Origin of the sequence: Kocuria rhizosphaerae, assembly GCF_044462265.1 — a bacterium.
Classification (GTDB): Bacteria; Actinomycetota; Actinomycetes; order Actinomycetales; family Micrococcaceae; genus Kocuria; species Kocuria rhizosphaerae.
Genome location: NZ_JBISWL010000003.1, coordinates 1 through 14,538, shown reverse-complemented (window position 1 = coordinate 14,538; position 14,538 = coordinate 1). Strand labels below are relative to the sequence as shown.

Genomic DNA, 14,538 nt, shown 5'->3' with positions numbered 1-14,538 from the left:
CAGCCGCCGCCGACCAGACCGCAGCGCTCGTCGGTGACCGGGTAGCCGTACCGGCCGGCCTCCCGGCCGCCGAGGACCCACTTGTGCCCGATGGCCCCGTTGGTCTTGACCGCCCGGGCACCGGTGGCGGAGGTCCAGTAGACCGTGGAGGAGTTCGAGTAGGTCTGCTGGCACCCGCCGCCGACCAGCAGGCAGGACTCGTCGGCCACGGGCCAGCCCAGCGTGTCCACCCCGCCGGAAGCCAGCCACTTCTGGCCGATGGCCCCGCGCAGCTGCACGAAGTGCGCACCGTGGGCCTCCGACCACAGGACCGGGCCGTTCTCGTGCGGCCACTCCCAGCCCCCCTTCCACTGGCGCATCGCCGCAGTGGGCTCCCCGGACCGGGCGGCCACGCGCGCCGCCGCCTCCTCGAGGGCCGCCCGGACGTCGGCGGGCACGTGGGCGTTCGGGTCCGTCTCCGCGGCCGCCGCCGCGGAATCGGTGCCGGCGGAGGGCTCGGGATCGGTCGAGGGCTCGGGGTCGGCGGAGGGCTCGGTCTCGGGATCCGGGGCCGCGGAGGGGTCGGCGTCCGTGGCGGCGTCCGGGTCGGCGTCGTCGCGTGCCGTGGAGTTCTCCGCGTCCTCGGACGGTTCCGCGGGGCCGGTGGGGGTCGACGTGCCCTCGGGCTCCGGGGTCACCGTGACCACGGCCCGGACCTCGGTACCGGACGGGTCGACCACGGCGTAGCCGACCGCCACGGGCTCGGTCACGGCCGCCGCGCCGTCCGGCTCCAGGGCGAGAACGGGGTGTCCGGGCGCGTCCCAGTCCTCGGGGAGCTCGGCGGGGTCCGTGTCCGGGGACACGACGCGGAGGACCCCCACATCGGTCGCGAGCTCCCCGCCGAGCTCCTCCTCGGGGGTGGTGGCCTCCGGATCGACGAGCAGCAGCCGCACCCCGGCGGGGTCCGGCAGCCCGTCGTTGGCCAGGACGTCGATCCGCACCGTCCCGTCGGTCCCGGCCAGGTCGAGGTCGTCGTCGACCGGCACGACCGGTCGCGTGGTCGTCGCCGGGGGTGAGGCGGTCGCGGCGGCCGAAGCGTCCGGTCCGGGGCTCGCGGGCGCCGCGGAGGCGCCCGGGGCGCCGGCCAGGACGACGGCGAGACAGGCCGCGATCGCGGCTGGGAGGCGCAGTGCTGAGATGCTCATCATGGTCCCTTGCCGTCCGATCAGCCGGTGAACTCGACGTAGTGGTCGGGGGTGGTGTTGTCGAACACGCGGACCGCGAGGTCCGCGTCGTGGGGAGCGCTGAAGGCGGCGTCGAGCGAGACGGACTCCCCGGGGGCGATGGTCGGGAAGGTCTCCATCCGCACACCCAGGGACTCGTCGAAGACGGGGACGGCCGGCTCGCCGCCGGCGAGGGCCACGGGGAAGGACCACGGCAGCGCGTCGACCGGCGTCGCGCCCGTGTTGGTGAGGGTCAGGGTGAAGACCTGCACGGGGGTTCCGGGCGCGGCCCGGACGGGCTGATCGCCCGTGGTCGCGGGTCGGGGCCCCTCCACGACGGCGTCCAGGGACTCGGAGACGGTCTGCGTCGACCCGAACTGCGCGGCCGCGTCACGGGTGGCGGTGTCGTCGTAGGGTGCCACGTCGTTGCCCGGGGGCGCGGTGCTCGCCGAGGGCGCGCCGGCATCGTGCGTCGTCGACGCCGGGGACGGGAATCCCGCCGTGGTGGCGGCGGGTTCCGGCGACGCGGAGGCGTCGGGCCCCCCGCCCCCGGCGCACGCCGTGAGGGCGACGGCCAGCAGGGCCGCGCCGACGGGCAGGCGGCACCGGCCGGGCGACCTGGGGAACGGGACAGTCATGGGGGCACTCCTCGCCGCGGACCTGGGGGGGGGACGGACCAGCACCTCGCGACCCCCGGCCGGCGGGGGCGGCGAGGTGCCGGTCCGGTGATCGTCAGGCTACACGGAGCATTTGCTAGTGCGACCAGGATGACGTCGTGTGGCGGCGGTCACAGCGCGGGCCGGTGGTCCCCCGCCGGACCGGACCTCCCGGGCCCGGCACCGGTGGCGCCGGCCCCGGGCAGGGCGCGGTGGAACCAGGGGCGCGCCCGGGGAGGGGGTGGCGGGGAAGGACGCGACGGGGACGAGGACGTGGAGCCCCCTACCGGATTCGAACCGGTGACCCCCTGTTTACAAGACAGGTGCTCTGGCCAGCTGAGCTAAGGAGGCGGGCGGCCGCCGGGGCGCGAGCAGGGCTGCGGGCCGGCGGCAGGTTTCCCAGGATATCGGACGGGTCCGGGGACCCCGAAATCCCGGGCCCGCGCCCACGGCACGACGGCGCCGCACCCCGTGAGGGACGCGGCGCCGTCGTCGGGCCGTGGATCCTGCCCGGTCGCGGGGACGTCACCCGTTGACCTCCACGGCCTCCTCCAGGGCGTCCTGGAAGGCCTCGTTGCCCAGCCGCTCCCCGTCGATGAACACCGTGGGGGTGCCCGTGATGCCGTTGGCCAGGGACTCCTGCGACACCACGTTCACCATCGGTCGCCAGGTGTTCTCCTCGAGAGCGGACGCGATGTCCGCGCCGTGCTTCTCGGCGATCTCGGCCAGCTGCTGGTCGTCCAGCCCGCCCGTGCCCTGGTGGGTGAAGACCTCCGCGACGAAGGCGAGGTACTGCTCGGTCGAGACCTGGTTGCCCACCTCGTAGGCGGCGGCCGCGGAGCGGGAGGAGTAGTTCGTGGGCGTGGCCCGGTCGAGGAAGTTCAGGTTGCGGTACTCGAGGGTGACGTCCCCTGAGGTCACGGCCTCCTCGAGGAGCTCACCGTTCTCGGTCTCGAAGTCGGCGCAGTGCACGCACTCGAAGTCCTGGAAGATCACGACCTGCACGGGGTCGTCGGACTCGGCGGCCTCCTCCGGGTCGACGATCCCGGGCGGGACGGCGGACTCGTCCGGGGTCTCCGGCGGCTCGGGGACCTCGTCGAGGTCGCGCTCCTGCACCTCCGACTCGCCCGTCACGATCCCGTCCGCGGTGAGCACGGTGCCGCCCCACTGGTTGGCGCTCGCCGGCACGGGCCCGGCCTCCGGGATCTGCTGGGCACGGTTCTGCGCGACTACCACGCCGATCACCACGACGATGGCGAGGACGACGGCGAGGATGCCGAACTGGAGCAGCCGGCGCGAACGCTTCTCCTTCCGCGCGTGCTGGTCGGCGATCTGCCGGGCCCGTTCGCGGGCGGCGTCGCGGTTCCGGGGGGCGGGGGTGCTGCTGGATGCCATGGGTCCTCTTCGGAGATCCTGGGGGGCGGGTGCTGACGTGTCGCCGCCCAGGTTATCGGACCCCTGCCGGGGCCACCCATTCAGCGGTCCCGGCCGGAACCGTGAGCACGCTGACGATTAGACTGGGGCCAGGACGAGGACGACCGAGCGGAAGGACACCCCCGTGAGCGCAGAGCAGAGCCCCGCAGCCCCAGGCCCCGCCGGCCCGGGGGCCCCGGACGCCCCGGACGCCCCGGAGGGGGACTACGACTTCGTCGTCGTCTCCAACAGGCTCCCCGTCGAGCGTGTCCTCGAGCACGGCGAGGCCTCGTGGCGGCCGTCACCCGGAGGTCTCGTCGCGGCCCTCTCCCCCGTCATGGCCCGGAACGCCGGGGCCTGGGTGGGCTGGCACGGCGCGGCGGACGAGAAGCTGGAGCGCTTCGACCACGACGTCTTCCACCTGGCACCCGTCCCCCTGTCCGCGGACGAGGTCCGGGAATACTACGAGGGCTTCTCCAACGCGACCCTGTGGCCCCTGTACCACGACGTGATCGCCCCGCCGGAGTTCCACCGCGCCTGGTGGAACGTCTACCGCCGGGTCAACCGGCGCTTCGCCAGCAGGACGGCGGAGGTCGCCGCGCCGGGCGCGACCGTGTGGGTGCAGGACTACCAGCTCCAGCTGGTGCCCCGGATGCTGCGGGAGCTCCGCCCGGACCTGACGATCGGGTTCTTCAACCACATCCCGTTCCCGCCCCTGGAGATCTTCGGGCAGCTGCCGTGGCGGCGGGCCATCCTCGACGGCCTGAGCGGGGCGGACCTCATCGGCTTCCAGCGTCCCGGGGACGCCCAGAACTTCCAGCGCTGCGTCCGCCGATTCCTGGGCGTGGCCTTCCGCCAGGGCCGTGCCCGCTTCGGCGAGGGCGAGGACGCCTGGACGCTGCGGGCGCACTCCTACCCCATCTCGATCGACGCCGCGGCGATCGAGGAGATCGCCTCACGGCCGGAGGTCCGGGCACGGGCCGAGGAGATCCGGCACGAGCTCGGGGACCCGGAGACCGTGTTCCTGGGCGTGGACCGCCTGGACTACACGAAGGGCATCCTGCACCGGATCAAGGCCTACGGGGAGCTGCTCGAGGAAGCGAAACTCACGGTGGGCCCCTCCGTGCTGGTGCAGGTGGCCAACCCCTCCCGCGAGCGGGTGGAGTCCTACGTGCACCTGCGGGAGAAGGTCGAGGGGCTCGTGGGGCACCTCAACGGCCAGCACGACACCATCTCCCACACGGCGATCCGGTACCTGCACCACGGCTACCCCTTCGAGGAGATGGTGGCGCTGTACCTGGCCACCGACGTCATGCTCGTGACCTCGCTGCGGGACGGGATGAACCTCGTGGCCAAGGAGTACGTGGCCGCCAGGACCGACGGCTCCGGGGTGCTCGTGCTCTCGGAGTTCACCGGCGCCGCCGAGCAGCTCAAAAAGGCCCTGCTGATCAATCCCCACGACATCGACGGTCTGAAGGAGGCGATGCTCCGGGCCAGGTCCATGCCCCCGGCGGAGGCGAAGAAGCGGATGCGGGCGATGCGCCGGCAGGTGCTGGGCAATGACGTCAACGACTGGTCCGAGACGTTCCTGCGCGACCTCGCGGCCACCCGGGGAGGGCCCGAGGGGACGACGGCAGTGACGACGCCAGGGACGACCACCGGAACGACGGCGGACGCGGCCGCCGGATCGACCGCCGGCTCGGCCGCCGGCCGGAAGGAGCTGTGATGGACGCGCACGACGACCGGCACCCGGGCCTCGAGGACGCCATCGCCGGGGCCGCCGCCGCCGACGTCCTGCTGGTCGCGCTGGACTTCGACGGCACCCTGGCACCGTTCACGGACGACCCCGCCGACAGCCGGGCGCTGCCCGAGGCGCAGGGCGCGCTGGAGGACCTGCTGGCGCTGGACCGCACGTACGTGGCGGTCATCTCGGGACGCCCCATGCGGTTCCTGCGCTCGGTGGTGGACCCGGAGGGGCGGATGCTGCTCTCCGGCTCGCACGGAGCCGAGCTGCACCTCGACGCGCTCGGGGACGCCGCGGCGGACACCGAGCTGGAGCTGTCCCCGGCCCAGCAGGAGCTGCTCGCGAAGGCCACGGCCCTCGTGGAGGGGCAGGTCCGGAGGTACCCCGGCTCGAAGCTGGAGCTCAAGCCCACCGGGGCGGCCTTCCACACGCGGACGATGGACGACCCGTCCCTGTGCGCCCGGGCGGAGGAGGAGATGATCGAGGCGTTCGGGCGGCTCGACGGTCTGAAGATCACCCCCGGCCAGTACGTGGTCGAGTCCTCGGTGCACTCCGCCACGAAGGGCGAGGGCATCACGGCCTTCATGCAGGCCACGGGCGCCGACGTGACCCTCTTCGCGGGCGACGACGTGACGGACGAGAACGCGATGCGCGAGCTCGGCCCGGCCGACGTCGGGATCAAGGTCGGCGGCGGGGAGACCACCGCCGGGCACCGGGTGGCCTCCCCGGCCCACCTGGCCACCGTGCTGGCCCGACTCGCCGACGAGCGCCGGCGGGCCGGGGAGTCCGGGCGGTCCGGGGGCTAGCGCAGGTCCAGTTCGTCCAGCTCCGCGTAGACCTCCGCGGTGCGGCTCACCCGCCGGCGTCCGTCCTCGCCCGCGGCGGCCAGCACGCCGTCGGCGAGCACGGCCACGAGGCTCATGGCCGCCGCGTAGGAGTCGAACGGACCCACGCTGCCGAGGGGGCACTCGATCCACAGGTCCACGGACGAGGCGTGCCGCCGTGCCGTGCCGTCCGCGATCAGGAGCGTCCGGGCGCCGGTCTGCGCGCAGAAGGACACGAGCCGTTCGAAGCCGCTGGGCCGGCGCCGGAAGCCGAGCAGGACGACGACGTCCCCCGGGCCCACGTCCACGAGCTCCTCGCCGAGGGTCTGCCCCGGGAGCGGCGCGAGCCTGACGCCCTCCCGGGCCTGCTGCAGCTGCTGTTTGAGGTGCAGGGCCACCGGGTGGCTGTTGCGCAGGCCGACCACGAGGACGGTGCGCGCCCCGGCCAGGTCGGACACGGCCCGCGCCGTCCGGTCGTCACCGGCCGGGTCCAGGACCTTGCGCAGGTTCCGCAGCTCCTGGTCCAGGTGCTGGCTCAGTTCCGGGTCGCCGTCGGGCCCGAGCGGCACGCCCTGCTGGCGCAGCGTGCGCGCCGTCTCCCGCAGCTCCGTGAAGGACCCGAAGCCCAGGTGCCGGTACAGCCGCGAGAGCGTCGCACGCGAGACGCCGCTCATCTCCGCGAGCTCCGCGGAGCTGTACAGGGCGAGGTCGTCGATGTGGTCGAGGATGAGGTCGGCCGCCCGCCGCTCCTGCGGCGACAGCCCGGCGTAGTGCGCGTGGATGCGCTGTTCGATCGACACGCTCACCACCCTAGCCACCCGCGGGACGCCCCGGCGGGACCCGCCCGGCGGCCGGCCGTCACGGCGGGGCAGCGGAGCCGGGTTGCTAGCATGGCTCGTTATGAAGGGTTCCGTCACCCCGCACCACCCCCCAGCGCCCCAGGACGAACCGTCCCCCGGGGGGTCGACCGGGAACGTGTCCATCCAGACCGCCTTCCCCGACCCCGTGCTCCTGGAGCTCCCGTGGGAGCTGCCCCTCGAGCAGTGGCCCGACGAGGTGCTGGCCGCGCTCCCCCGGGGGATCTCCCGCCACGTCGTGCGCTTCGCGAAGGCGGGCGAGAAGATCGTCGCGGTCAAGGAGACCGTCCCGCACTACGCCCGGCACGAGTACGCGACCCTGCGGCGCCTGCAGCGGATGGGCATCCCCTCGGTCGTGCCCGACTCCGTGGTCACCGACCGCTTCACGCCCGACGGCGAGGAGCTGCCGGCGGCCCTCGTGACCGACCACCTGAGCTTCTCGCTGCCGTACCGGGCCATCTTCTCCGCCGGCCCCAGCGCGACCACGGTCGAGCGGCTGGTCGACGCCCTGGCCTCGCTCATCGTGCAGCTGCACCTGTCCGGGTTCTACTGGGGCGACGTCTCGCTGTCCAACACCCTGTTCCGCCGGGACGCGGGGGCCTTCGCCGCCTACCTGGTGGACGCGGAGACGGGCGAGATCCACCCCGAGCTGACCCGCGGCCAGCGGGAGTACGACATCGAGCTGGCCCGCACGAACGTGGCCGGGGAGATCATGGACCTGCTCGCGGGTGCCGCCGAGGAGGGGCACGACCTCGCGGACGTGGTCGATCCCTTCGACGTCTCCGACCGGCTCGTGTCCACCTACCGCTTCCTGTGGCGTGAGCTCACGGTCGAGGAGACCTTCAGCCTCGACGAGCGCTGGAGGGTGGTGGAGCGCGTCCGGCGGCTCAACGAGCTGGGCTTCGACGTCGAGGAGGCGTCGATGGACACCGTCGACGGCAGGATCCGGCTGCGGCCCCAGGTCGTGGAGCCGGGCCACCACTCCCGGCGCCTCCAGCGGCTCACCGGCCTCCGGGCGCACGAGAACCAGGCGCGGCGGCTGCTCACCGACATCACCCAGCTGGGCCGTGACCTCTACCCCGGCCTGCCGGAGGAGCTCGTGGCGCAGCTGTGGATGCGGGAGGTCTTCGCCCCGATCATGGAGGCGGTGACCCCGCCGATGCGCCGCAAGCTCGAACCCGCCGAGATCGTGCACGAGGTGCTCGAGCACCGCTGGTTCATGTCCGAGCGCGCCGGCAAGGACGTCCCGACCCCCGCGGCGGTCGCGGACTACGTGGCCTCTCAGCTCGCCTCCCGCCCGGACGAGCGCGAGATCTTCTGACCGTCGGGCTCAGGGCCGGTGCGCCCGCAGCACCCCCGTGAGGGTCCGGTGCACGCGCTGGGGCCAGTCCTCGCCGAGGCTCCCGTACCGGGCCACGTGGGAGTAGGCGGAGCCCAGCACGAAGTCGAGGACGACGTCGACGTCGAGCTCCTCGCTCAGCCGCCCGGCGGCCGTCTCCGCGGCGATGAGCTGCCGGAGCCGCTCCACGCGGGGCCGGACCAGGTGAGCCCGCAGGACGCGGGAGGTCTCCGACTCCGGGTCGCTGAGCAGGGACACCGCCACGCCGATCCCCATGTCGTCGAGCAGGAAGTTCAGGGCCTCCACGAGGCCCTCGTCCCAGCCGGGGGTACCGGGCGGCCGTTCGGGTGCCGTCGTGGCCACGGCGTCCGCGAGCGCCCCCTCCAGCATCTCCAGGCTGTTGGCGTAGCGGCGGTAGATCGACGTCTTGGCGACGCCGGACGCGGCCGAGACCGCCTCGATGGTCACCCTCTGCGGGCCGCCCTCCCGCAGGAGGGCGAGCGCCGCCGCCGTGATCTTCTTGTCCGTGGTGACGGTCCTCGGATCGGCCCGGTCCTCGTCGGCCATGCTCACCCCTCCCGCCCGTGCGTCGTCCCCTGCCGCGTCCGCCGGGTCAGGCCTTCTTCCAGTCCTCGATGGGCCAGTGGTTCTTCTTGGCCAGCCGGTACAGGGGCAGGTCCGGGTTGACGGTGTAGGGGTGGCCCACGAGCTGCAGCCAGCTGACGTCCGCGAGGGAGTCCCCGTAGCCGTAGGAGCGGGTCAGGTCGTAGCCGCCCTGCTCCGCGTACTTCTTCAGCCACTGCGCCCGCGCCTCGTCGACCAGCGGCGGCGTGGCGAGGTACCCGGTCATCACCCCGTCGCGCTCGTCCATCCGGCCGGCGACGACCTCGTCGAACAGGTGGGCGATGGGATCCACGAGGAGGTCGATCGAACCGGTGACCAGGACGGTGCGGTGGCCGGCGGCGCGGTGCTCGTCGATGCGGTCCAGCGCACCGGGCTTGAGCAGCCGGCGCAGGTCCTGACCGAGCGGCCCGGCCACCTGCTCGCGCACCGTGCGGGCGGGCACCCCCTGGTAGCGGCGCATGAAGGCCCGGATGAACTCCCCGCGGTCTCGCTTCTCCGCCTTGAGGTAGGTCGGGGCGCTCGAGACGAGGTCCGCCAGCTCCGCGGGCCACTTCGCGAGACGCAGCGTGCGTCGGCGCAGCTGGAGGTACTGGTGGATGACCGTGGAGTCCAGCACGGTGCCCTCGAGGTCGAAGACGGCCAGCACGTCCGTGCCCTGCCTGAGGGTCCGGGCCGACGCGTTGCGGCGCTTCGACGCGGACCGGAGCCGGCCGTAGGCCTTGGTCATCTCGGTCAGGGCCGGCATGTGCACGTTCTGCCAGTAGTCGACCCAGTCGATGGACCGGACGTCGAAGGTGCGGTCCTCGGGGGTGCCGGCCGGCAGGGAGTCGTTGAGCTGCCGGACGCGGGCGTCGTCGAAGATCATCTCGGTGCGCGTGTAGGCCTGGTACAGGTCCATGTAGCTCCGCAGGGAGCCCAGGGCGGACTGCGTCCGGTGCAGGGAGCTCGCCCACTCCCGCGTCCGTGTCGTCGCCGGGAGCACCGTGGTGAGCTTCCCGCCCGCGGCCGTGAGCCTCTCCTTGACCGCCAGCCCGCGCTCCACCGCGTTGTTGGCGGGGAACCTCCACTCGGGCACCCGGATCGGGTTGCCCTCGTCGTCCTGGAGCGGATGTGCCAGGAAGAACGCCCGGATGTACTCGTACATCCGGTGGACCGGCAGGGGGTTGGAGGCCCCCGAGCACACCTGGTAGTAGCCGGGCTCCGGCGCCGGGTCGCCCTGCGGGGTGATCTCCCCGGAGGGCTTCCGGTGGCCGCCCACGGCCAGCGCCACGATCGCGTTGACGACGAGATCGACGGGGATGACGTCCAGCACCGAGTCCGGCAGGCCCGGGAACTCCGGAAGCGCGCCCTTGCCGTAGGCCATGATCAGCGGGTCGGCCACCTTGTAGCCGTCGATCCACCCGGGGTACGGGTGACGCAGGGCCGACTCGATGATCGACGGACGCACGACGGACAGGCGGTGGCCCGAGGCGGCCCACTTCTGCTCCGCCACGCGCTCCCCGAGGGCCTTGGTGAAGGTGTAGACGTCGGTCCAGCCCAGCGACTGCGCCCGGGTGCGGCCGTAGTCGACGAGCCGGGTGCGGACCCACTCCCGGCGGGCGGCCTCGGCGGCCCGGGCCACGGACTTGGGGCCCTGCTTCCCGTGGCCGGCCGTGGCCTCGTCGATGATGGCCTGCAGCCGCTCCGGGGCGCGGGAGGCCATCTCGGCCTCGTCGCCGGCCCGCAGGGACGCCGCGAACTCGGCCGCCCAGTCGACGTCGTGGTCCACGGGCGCCTCCGGGCGCAGGCCCTTCGCGATCCCGCCCACGTAGCACGTGGAAACGTGGACGACGTGCGGGTCCTGACCGGAGGCCAGCAGCGCGTCGTAGAGCCCGGTGGCGCCGCCCACGTTGCTGCTGAACGCCTCGTGGATGGGCGGGTCGAAGGACACGGTGGACGCGGAGTGGATCACCACGTCGAAGGGCTCCGTGAGCTCCGCGAGGGCCGAGAGGTCGCCCTCGAGCACGGCGGTGCGCTCGGCGAAGGAACGCTTGGCCTCCTCCTCGCCCAGGGACTCCCGCCACGTGCGGAACACGGGCTTGCGCAGCAGCTGCCGCAAGCGCTGCTCACCGGTGATGCTGCCCTTGGGCCGGACGACAGCGGTGACGTGCACACCCTCGTGGGCGGACAGGAGCCGTTCGAGCACGGCCTGGCCCAGGAAGCCCGTGGCTCCCGTCAGCAGGACGCGCGTGGTGGGGGTGTCGGTCAACGGTGATCCTCCGGGGTGGTGAGCTGGTCCGCCGCGGCGCGGGGGGTTTGGGCGGGTCCCGCGAGCGGACGGCGACGGCGTTCCGCTCGAGGCCGCGCCCGACTGCGCTACGGCTACCGTAGTGTAGCCTAAGTCTCATGCTTACCGCTCTCGTGACCGGGGGGACGTCCGGCATCGGCGCCGCGTTCGCCGAGGCCCTGGCCCGCCGAGGACATGCGCTCGTGCTCGTGGCACGCGACGCCGGACGCCTCGAGGAGACGGCGGCCCGGCTGCGCTCCGAGCACCGGGTCCCCGTGGAGGTCCTGGCCGCCGACCTCTCCGACCGCGCGGACGTGGACCGCGTGGCCGCCCGGGTCGAGGACCCCGAGCGCCCCGTGGACGTGCTCGTCAACAACGCCGGGTTCTCCGTGAAGACCCGTTTCACGGACCCGGACACCACCGCCCACGACCGCGCGTTCGAGGTCATGTGCCGGGCCGTGCTGGTGCTCTCGTGCGCGGCGGCCCGCGCCATGACCTCCCGCGGCTCCGGCTGGATCATCAATGTCTCCTCCACCGCCGGTCTGATCACCATGGGCTCCTACTCCGCGATCAAGGCCTACGCGACCGCCTTCACGGAGGCCCTGGCCGTCGAGCTCGCGGGCTCGGGAGTCCACGTCACGGCGCTGCTGCCCGGCTGGGTCCGCACCGAGTTCCACGAGCGGGCCGGGATCACCGGCTCCTCGATCCCCTCGTTCATGTGGCTGACCCCCGAGCGCGTCGTCCAGGAGGCCCTCGACGACGTCGCCCGTGGCAAGGTGATCTCCATGCCCACCCGGCGCTACCGCACCCTGGGGTTCATCCTGCGCCACCTGCCCCGGCCCGCCGTGCGACGGCTCTCCGGCATGGTCGCCTCCGCACGGCAGAAGGAAAGGGCGGGCGGCTCGTGACCCGCCGCGACCCCCAGGACCCCGTTCCCGTCCAGCGCTCCATCGACGGCGGCACGCCCTCTCCGCAGGAGCCCGCCCCGCCCGCCCCGCCGGCCGCCTCCGCGGAGCTGGACCCGGCACGCTTCCGCAGCCCCGGCCGTCGGCTGGCCCGCCGGATCGCCCAGGCGGTCTTCCTCAGGGGCCTCGCGTACCGCACCATCCGCCGCACCGTCGTCACGCACCCCGCGGCCGACGCCCTGGAGGGTGCCTGCATCGTCGTCGCCAACCACTCGAGCCACCTCGACGCCCCGCTCGTGCTCGGCTCCGTGCCCCCCCGGGTGCGCCGGAACCTGGCGACCGCCGTCGCCGCGGACTACTTCTTCACGGCGCCCCACAAGCGGATGTTCACCGAGCTCATCTTCAACGCCTTCCCCGTGGACCGGAAGGGCACCGGCGCCAACCGCGGGCTGTCCAAGAAGCTGCTCAAGGAGGGTGTCCCGCTGCTCATCTTCCCGGAGGGCACCCGCTCCCGCACGGGCAAGATGGGGCCGTTCACCATCGGGGCCGCGGGCCTCGCCAAGGCCGTGGGCGTCCCCGTGCTCCCCGTCGCCCTGATCGGGGCGTACGAGGCCATGCCCCACGGCAGCCGCTGGCCGCGGCGCGGGCGCCCGCCCGTGGTCGTGGCGGTGGGCGAGCCCCTCCACGTGCGCGAGAAGGAACCGACGGCGGCGTTCAACGAACGCATCCAGGCCGCGGTGCGCGCCCTCTACACCGAGCACCGCCCCCGCCTCGACGCCTGACCCCCCACCCCGAAGATCCCAGGAGAGTACTGCGCTGATGGCACACGTGAAGCACATGAAGTGGTGGGGCTGGGGCGAGGAGGGCGTGCACTTCGAGTACGCCAACAAACCCGCCTTCGCCCCGTTCGTCAAGAAGGCCCTCGGCGTCGACCTCCGGCCGCGGGAGCGTGACACCATCGACTTCTCCACCGTGACCGTCCCGTCCTCCCGCGCGGGGCAGGACGTCCTGGAGACCCTCGCCCGCATCTCCGGGACCGACAACGTGACCACCGACGACGAGCTGCGCGTGGTGCACTGGGCCGGCAAGTCCGTCACGGAGCTGCTGCTCACCCGGGCCGGGGACTTCGCCCGCGTGCCGGACGTCGTCGTCTACGCCGGTTCCGAGGACGAGGTCGCCGGTGTCCTGCGGCTCGCGGTCGAGAAGGACCTCGTGGTCATCCCGTTCGGCGGGGGCACGAGCATCTCGCGGAGCCTCCAGCCCGACCCCGCCGAGGAGCGGACGATCGTCTCCCTGGACCTGGGGCGCATGAACCAGGTGCTGGCCGTCGACGAGACCTCCGGTCTGGCCACCATCCAGGCCGGAGTCCTCGGGCCGGACATGGAGGCCCAGCTCAATGCCCGTGGCTGGACGCTGGGTCACTTCCCCGACTCGTTCACCCACTCCACACTCGGCGGCTGGGCCGCCACCCGTTCCTCCGGCATGCAGTCGGACAAGTACGGGGACATCGCCGACATCGTGCGAGGCATGCGTGTCGTGCGGCCGGCAGGCACGGTCGTCCTGCGGCCGCTGCCGTCGACCTCCACCGGGCCCAGCCTGCGGGAGATGGTCATCGGCTCGGAGGGCCGGCTGGGGGTGATCACCGAGCTCGACGTCCACGTCCACCGGCTGGCCGAACGTCGCGAGGTCATCGCGTACATGTTCCCGACCTGGCAACAGGCCCTGACCGCGATGCACGACATCTCGCGCTCCGACGTGAGCACGACGTTCGCCCGCGTCTCCGACGCCCGGGAGACGGCGTTCTCACTCTCCACGCAGAAGGCTCCCGCGACCCTCCGGAAGAAGGTCGCAGTCAAGGGCCAGAACCTGCTGTGGGAGGTCATGCGGCGGCGCGGGTGGGACACCGCGGCCATGTGCATCTCCTACGTCTGCTTCGAGGGGTCGACGTCGGAGGTGGACCGCCGGAAGAAGACGGTGGCCGGCATCGTGAAGAAGCACGGGGCCCTGGTGCTCGGCTCCGGCCCCGGCGCGCTGTACGACCAGAAGAAGTTCGACACGCCCTACCTGAGAGACTTCCTGCTGGAGCAGAACACCATCGGCGACGTCTCGGAGACCGCCGCCCCCTGGTCGAAGCTCACCACACTGCACCAGGCCGTCTACGACGCCGCGGACCGCGCCTTCCAGCAGACCGGGAAGACCGGATGGATCATGTCCCACATGTCCCACTCCTACCACTCCGGCGCCTGCCTCTACTTCACGTTCGGGTACGAGCTCGGCGAGCACCCGCACGAGGAGTACGCCGTGATCAAGGGCGCCATCCAGCAGGCCTTCGTCGACTCCGGCGGGACCCTGTCCCACCACCACGGTGTGGGGACGGAGCACAGCCCGTGGATGGAGCAGGACGTCTCCCCCGAGGGCGTGCAGCTGCTGCGGGGACTCTTCGCCACGGCGGATCCCGGCGCCCACCTGAACCCGGGGAAGATCGTGGGCTGACGCCGCTGCCGGGCCCGGGAACGGGTGAAGGCCCCCACCGGGTGGTGGGGGCCTTCGTGCTGTCGGTGTGGGTGGTGCTGGGGGGGGTGGGTGGTGGTGGGTGGTGTTGAATGCGGGGAACCCCCGCACGGTGTGTGCGGGGGCTCGACCCTTGGGGTGTGGTCCGGCGGTGTCCTACTCTCCCACACCCTTCCGGGTGCAGTACCATCGGCGCT

The 14,538-nt window shown here is 72.9% G+C and carries 11 protein-coding genes, 1 tRNA gene and 1 pseudogene; 6 read left to right on the top strand and 7 right to left on the bottom strand.

What is annotated here, in order from left to right; translation table 11 throughout:
* From ACH9EU_RS00110 to ACH9EU_RS00095, 4 genes and pseudogenes are all read right to left on the bottom strand, one after another.
* Positions 1 to 1,184: pseudogene (locus ACH9EU_RS00110) on the bottom strand (hypothetical protein); the annotation flags it as partial.
* A gap of 20 nt (positions 1,185 to 1,204) precedes the next feature.
* Positions 1,205 to 1,840, bottom strand: coding sequence for a hypothetical protein (locus tag ACH9EU_RS00105; protein ID WP_396411894.1), 636 nt, complete (start codon positions 1,838 to 1,840; stop codon positions 1,205 to 1,207).
* Positions 1,841 to 2,132: 292 nt separating this feature from the next.
* Positions 2,133 to 2,209 (bottom strand) — tRNA-Thr (locus ACH9EU_RS00100).
* A 174-nt stretch (positions 2,210 to 2,383) separates the two neighbouring features.
* Positions 2,384 to 3,253, bottom strand: coding sequence for a thioredoxin domain-containing protein (locus ACH9EU_RS00095; RefSeq protein WP_396411893.1), 870 nt, complete (start codon positions 3,251 to 3,253; stop codon positions 2,384 to 2,386).
* A 163-nt stretch (positions 3,254 to 3,416) separates the two neighbouring features.
* On the opposite strand from ACH9EU_RS00095, the gene ACH9EU_RS00090 reads away from it, so the two are divergent.
* Positions 3,417 to 4,997, top strand: coding sequence for a trehalose-6-phosphate synthase (locus ACH9EU_RS00090; RefSeq protein ID WP_396411892.1), 1,581 nt, complete (start codon positions 3,417 to 3,419; stop codon positions 4,995 to 4,997).
* Entirely contained in the window at positions 4,997 to 5,821 is an 825-nt protein-coding gene (gene otsB, locus ACH9EU_RS00085; protein WP_396411891.1) for a trehalose-phosphatase, read from the top strand. The genes ACH9EU_RS00090 and otsB overlap by 1 nt, the downstream gene beginning before the upstream one ends.
* Here otsB and ACH9EU_RS00080 read toward each other — a convergent pair.
* Positions 5,818 to 6,639, bottom strand: a complete 822-nt coding sequence (locus tag ACH9EU_RS00080; protein ID WP_396411890.1) for an SIS domain-containing protein — start codon at positions 6,637 to 6,639, stop codon at positions 5,818 to 5,820. The two genes, otsB and ACH9EU_RS00080, sit on opposite strands and share 4 nt — an antisense overlap.
* 175 nt (positions 6,640 to 6,814) lie before the next feature.
* Here ACH9EU_RS00080 and ACH9EU_RS00075 point away from each other — a divergent pair, with 175 nt between their 5' ends.
* Positions 6,815 to 8,017, top strand: a complete 1,203-nt coding sequence (locus ACH9EU_RS00075) for a DUF4032 domain-containing protein (RefSeq protein ID WP_396411889.1) — start codon at positions 6,815 to 6,817, stop codon at positions 8,015 to 8,017.
* 9 nt (positions 8,018 to 8,026) lie between these two features.
* Here ACH9EU_RS00075 and ACH9EU_RS00070 read toward each other — a convergent pair whose 3' ends face one another.
* Entirely contained in the window at positions 8,027 to 8,602 is a 576-nt protein-coding gene (locus ACH9EU_RS00070) for a TetR family transcriptional regulator (RefSeq protein WP_396411888.1), read from the bottom strand.
* A gap of 46 nt (positions 8,603 to 8,648) precedes the next feature.
* Positions 8,649 to 10,907: an HAD-IB family hydrolase gene (locus tag ACH9EU_RS00065; RefSeq protein ID WP_396411887.1), complete on the bottom strand. Its 2,259-nt coding sequence runs from the start codon at positions 10,905 to 10,907 to the stop codon at positions 8,649 to 8,651.
* Positions 10,908 to 11,044: 137 nt separating this feature from the next.
* Between ACH9EU_RS00065 and ACH9EU_RS00060 the strand changes: the two genes are divergently transcribed.
* From ACH9EU_RS00060 to ACH9EU_RS00050, 3 genes are read left to right on the top strand one after another with little or no spacing between them, the layout of a single operon-like run.
* Positions 11,045 to 11,833 (top strand): SDR family NAD(P)-dependent oxidoreductase, encoded by a 789-nt coding sequence (locus tag ACH9EU_RS00060; RefSeq protein ID WP_396411886.1) that lies wholly within the window; start codon positions 11,045 to 11,047, stop codon positions 11,831 to 11,833.
* Entirely contained in the window at positions 11,830 to 12,612 is a 783-nt protein-coding gene (locus ACH9EU_RS00055; RefSeq protein ID WP_396411885.1) for a 1-acyl-sn-glycerol-3-phosphate acyltransferase, read from the top strand. Before ACH9EU_RS00060 ends, ACH9EU_RS00055 begins: the two co-directional genes overlap by 4 nt.
* 37 nt (positions 12,613 to 12,649) lie before the next feature.
* A complete protein-coding gene (locus ACH9EU_RS00050) occupies positions 12,650 to 14,323 on the top strand; it encodes an FAD-linked oxidase C-terminal domain-containing protein (protein ID WP_396411884.1) in 1,674 nt (557 codons plus the stop codon).
* Positions 14,324 to 14,538: the final 215 nt, after the last annotated feature.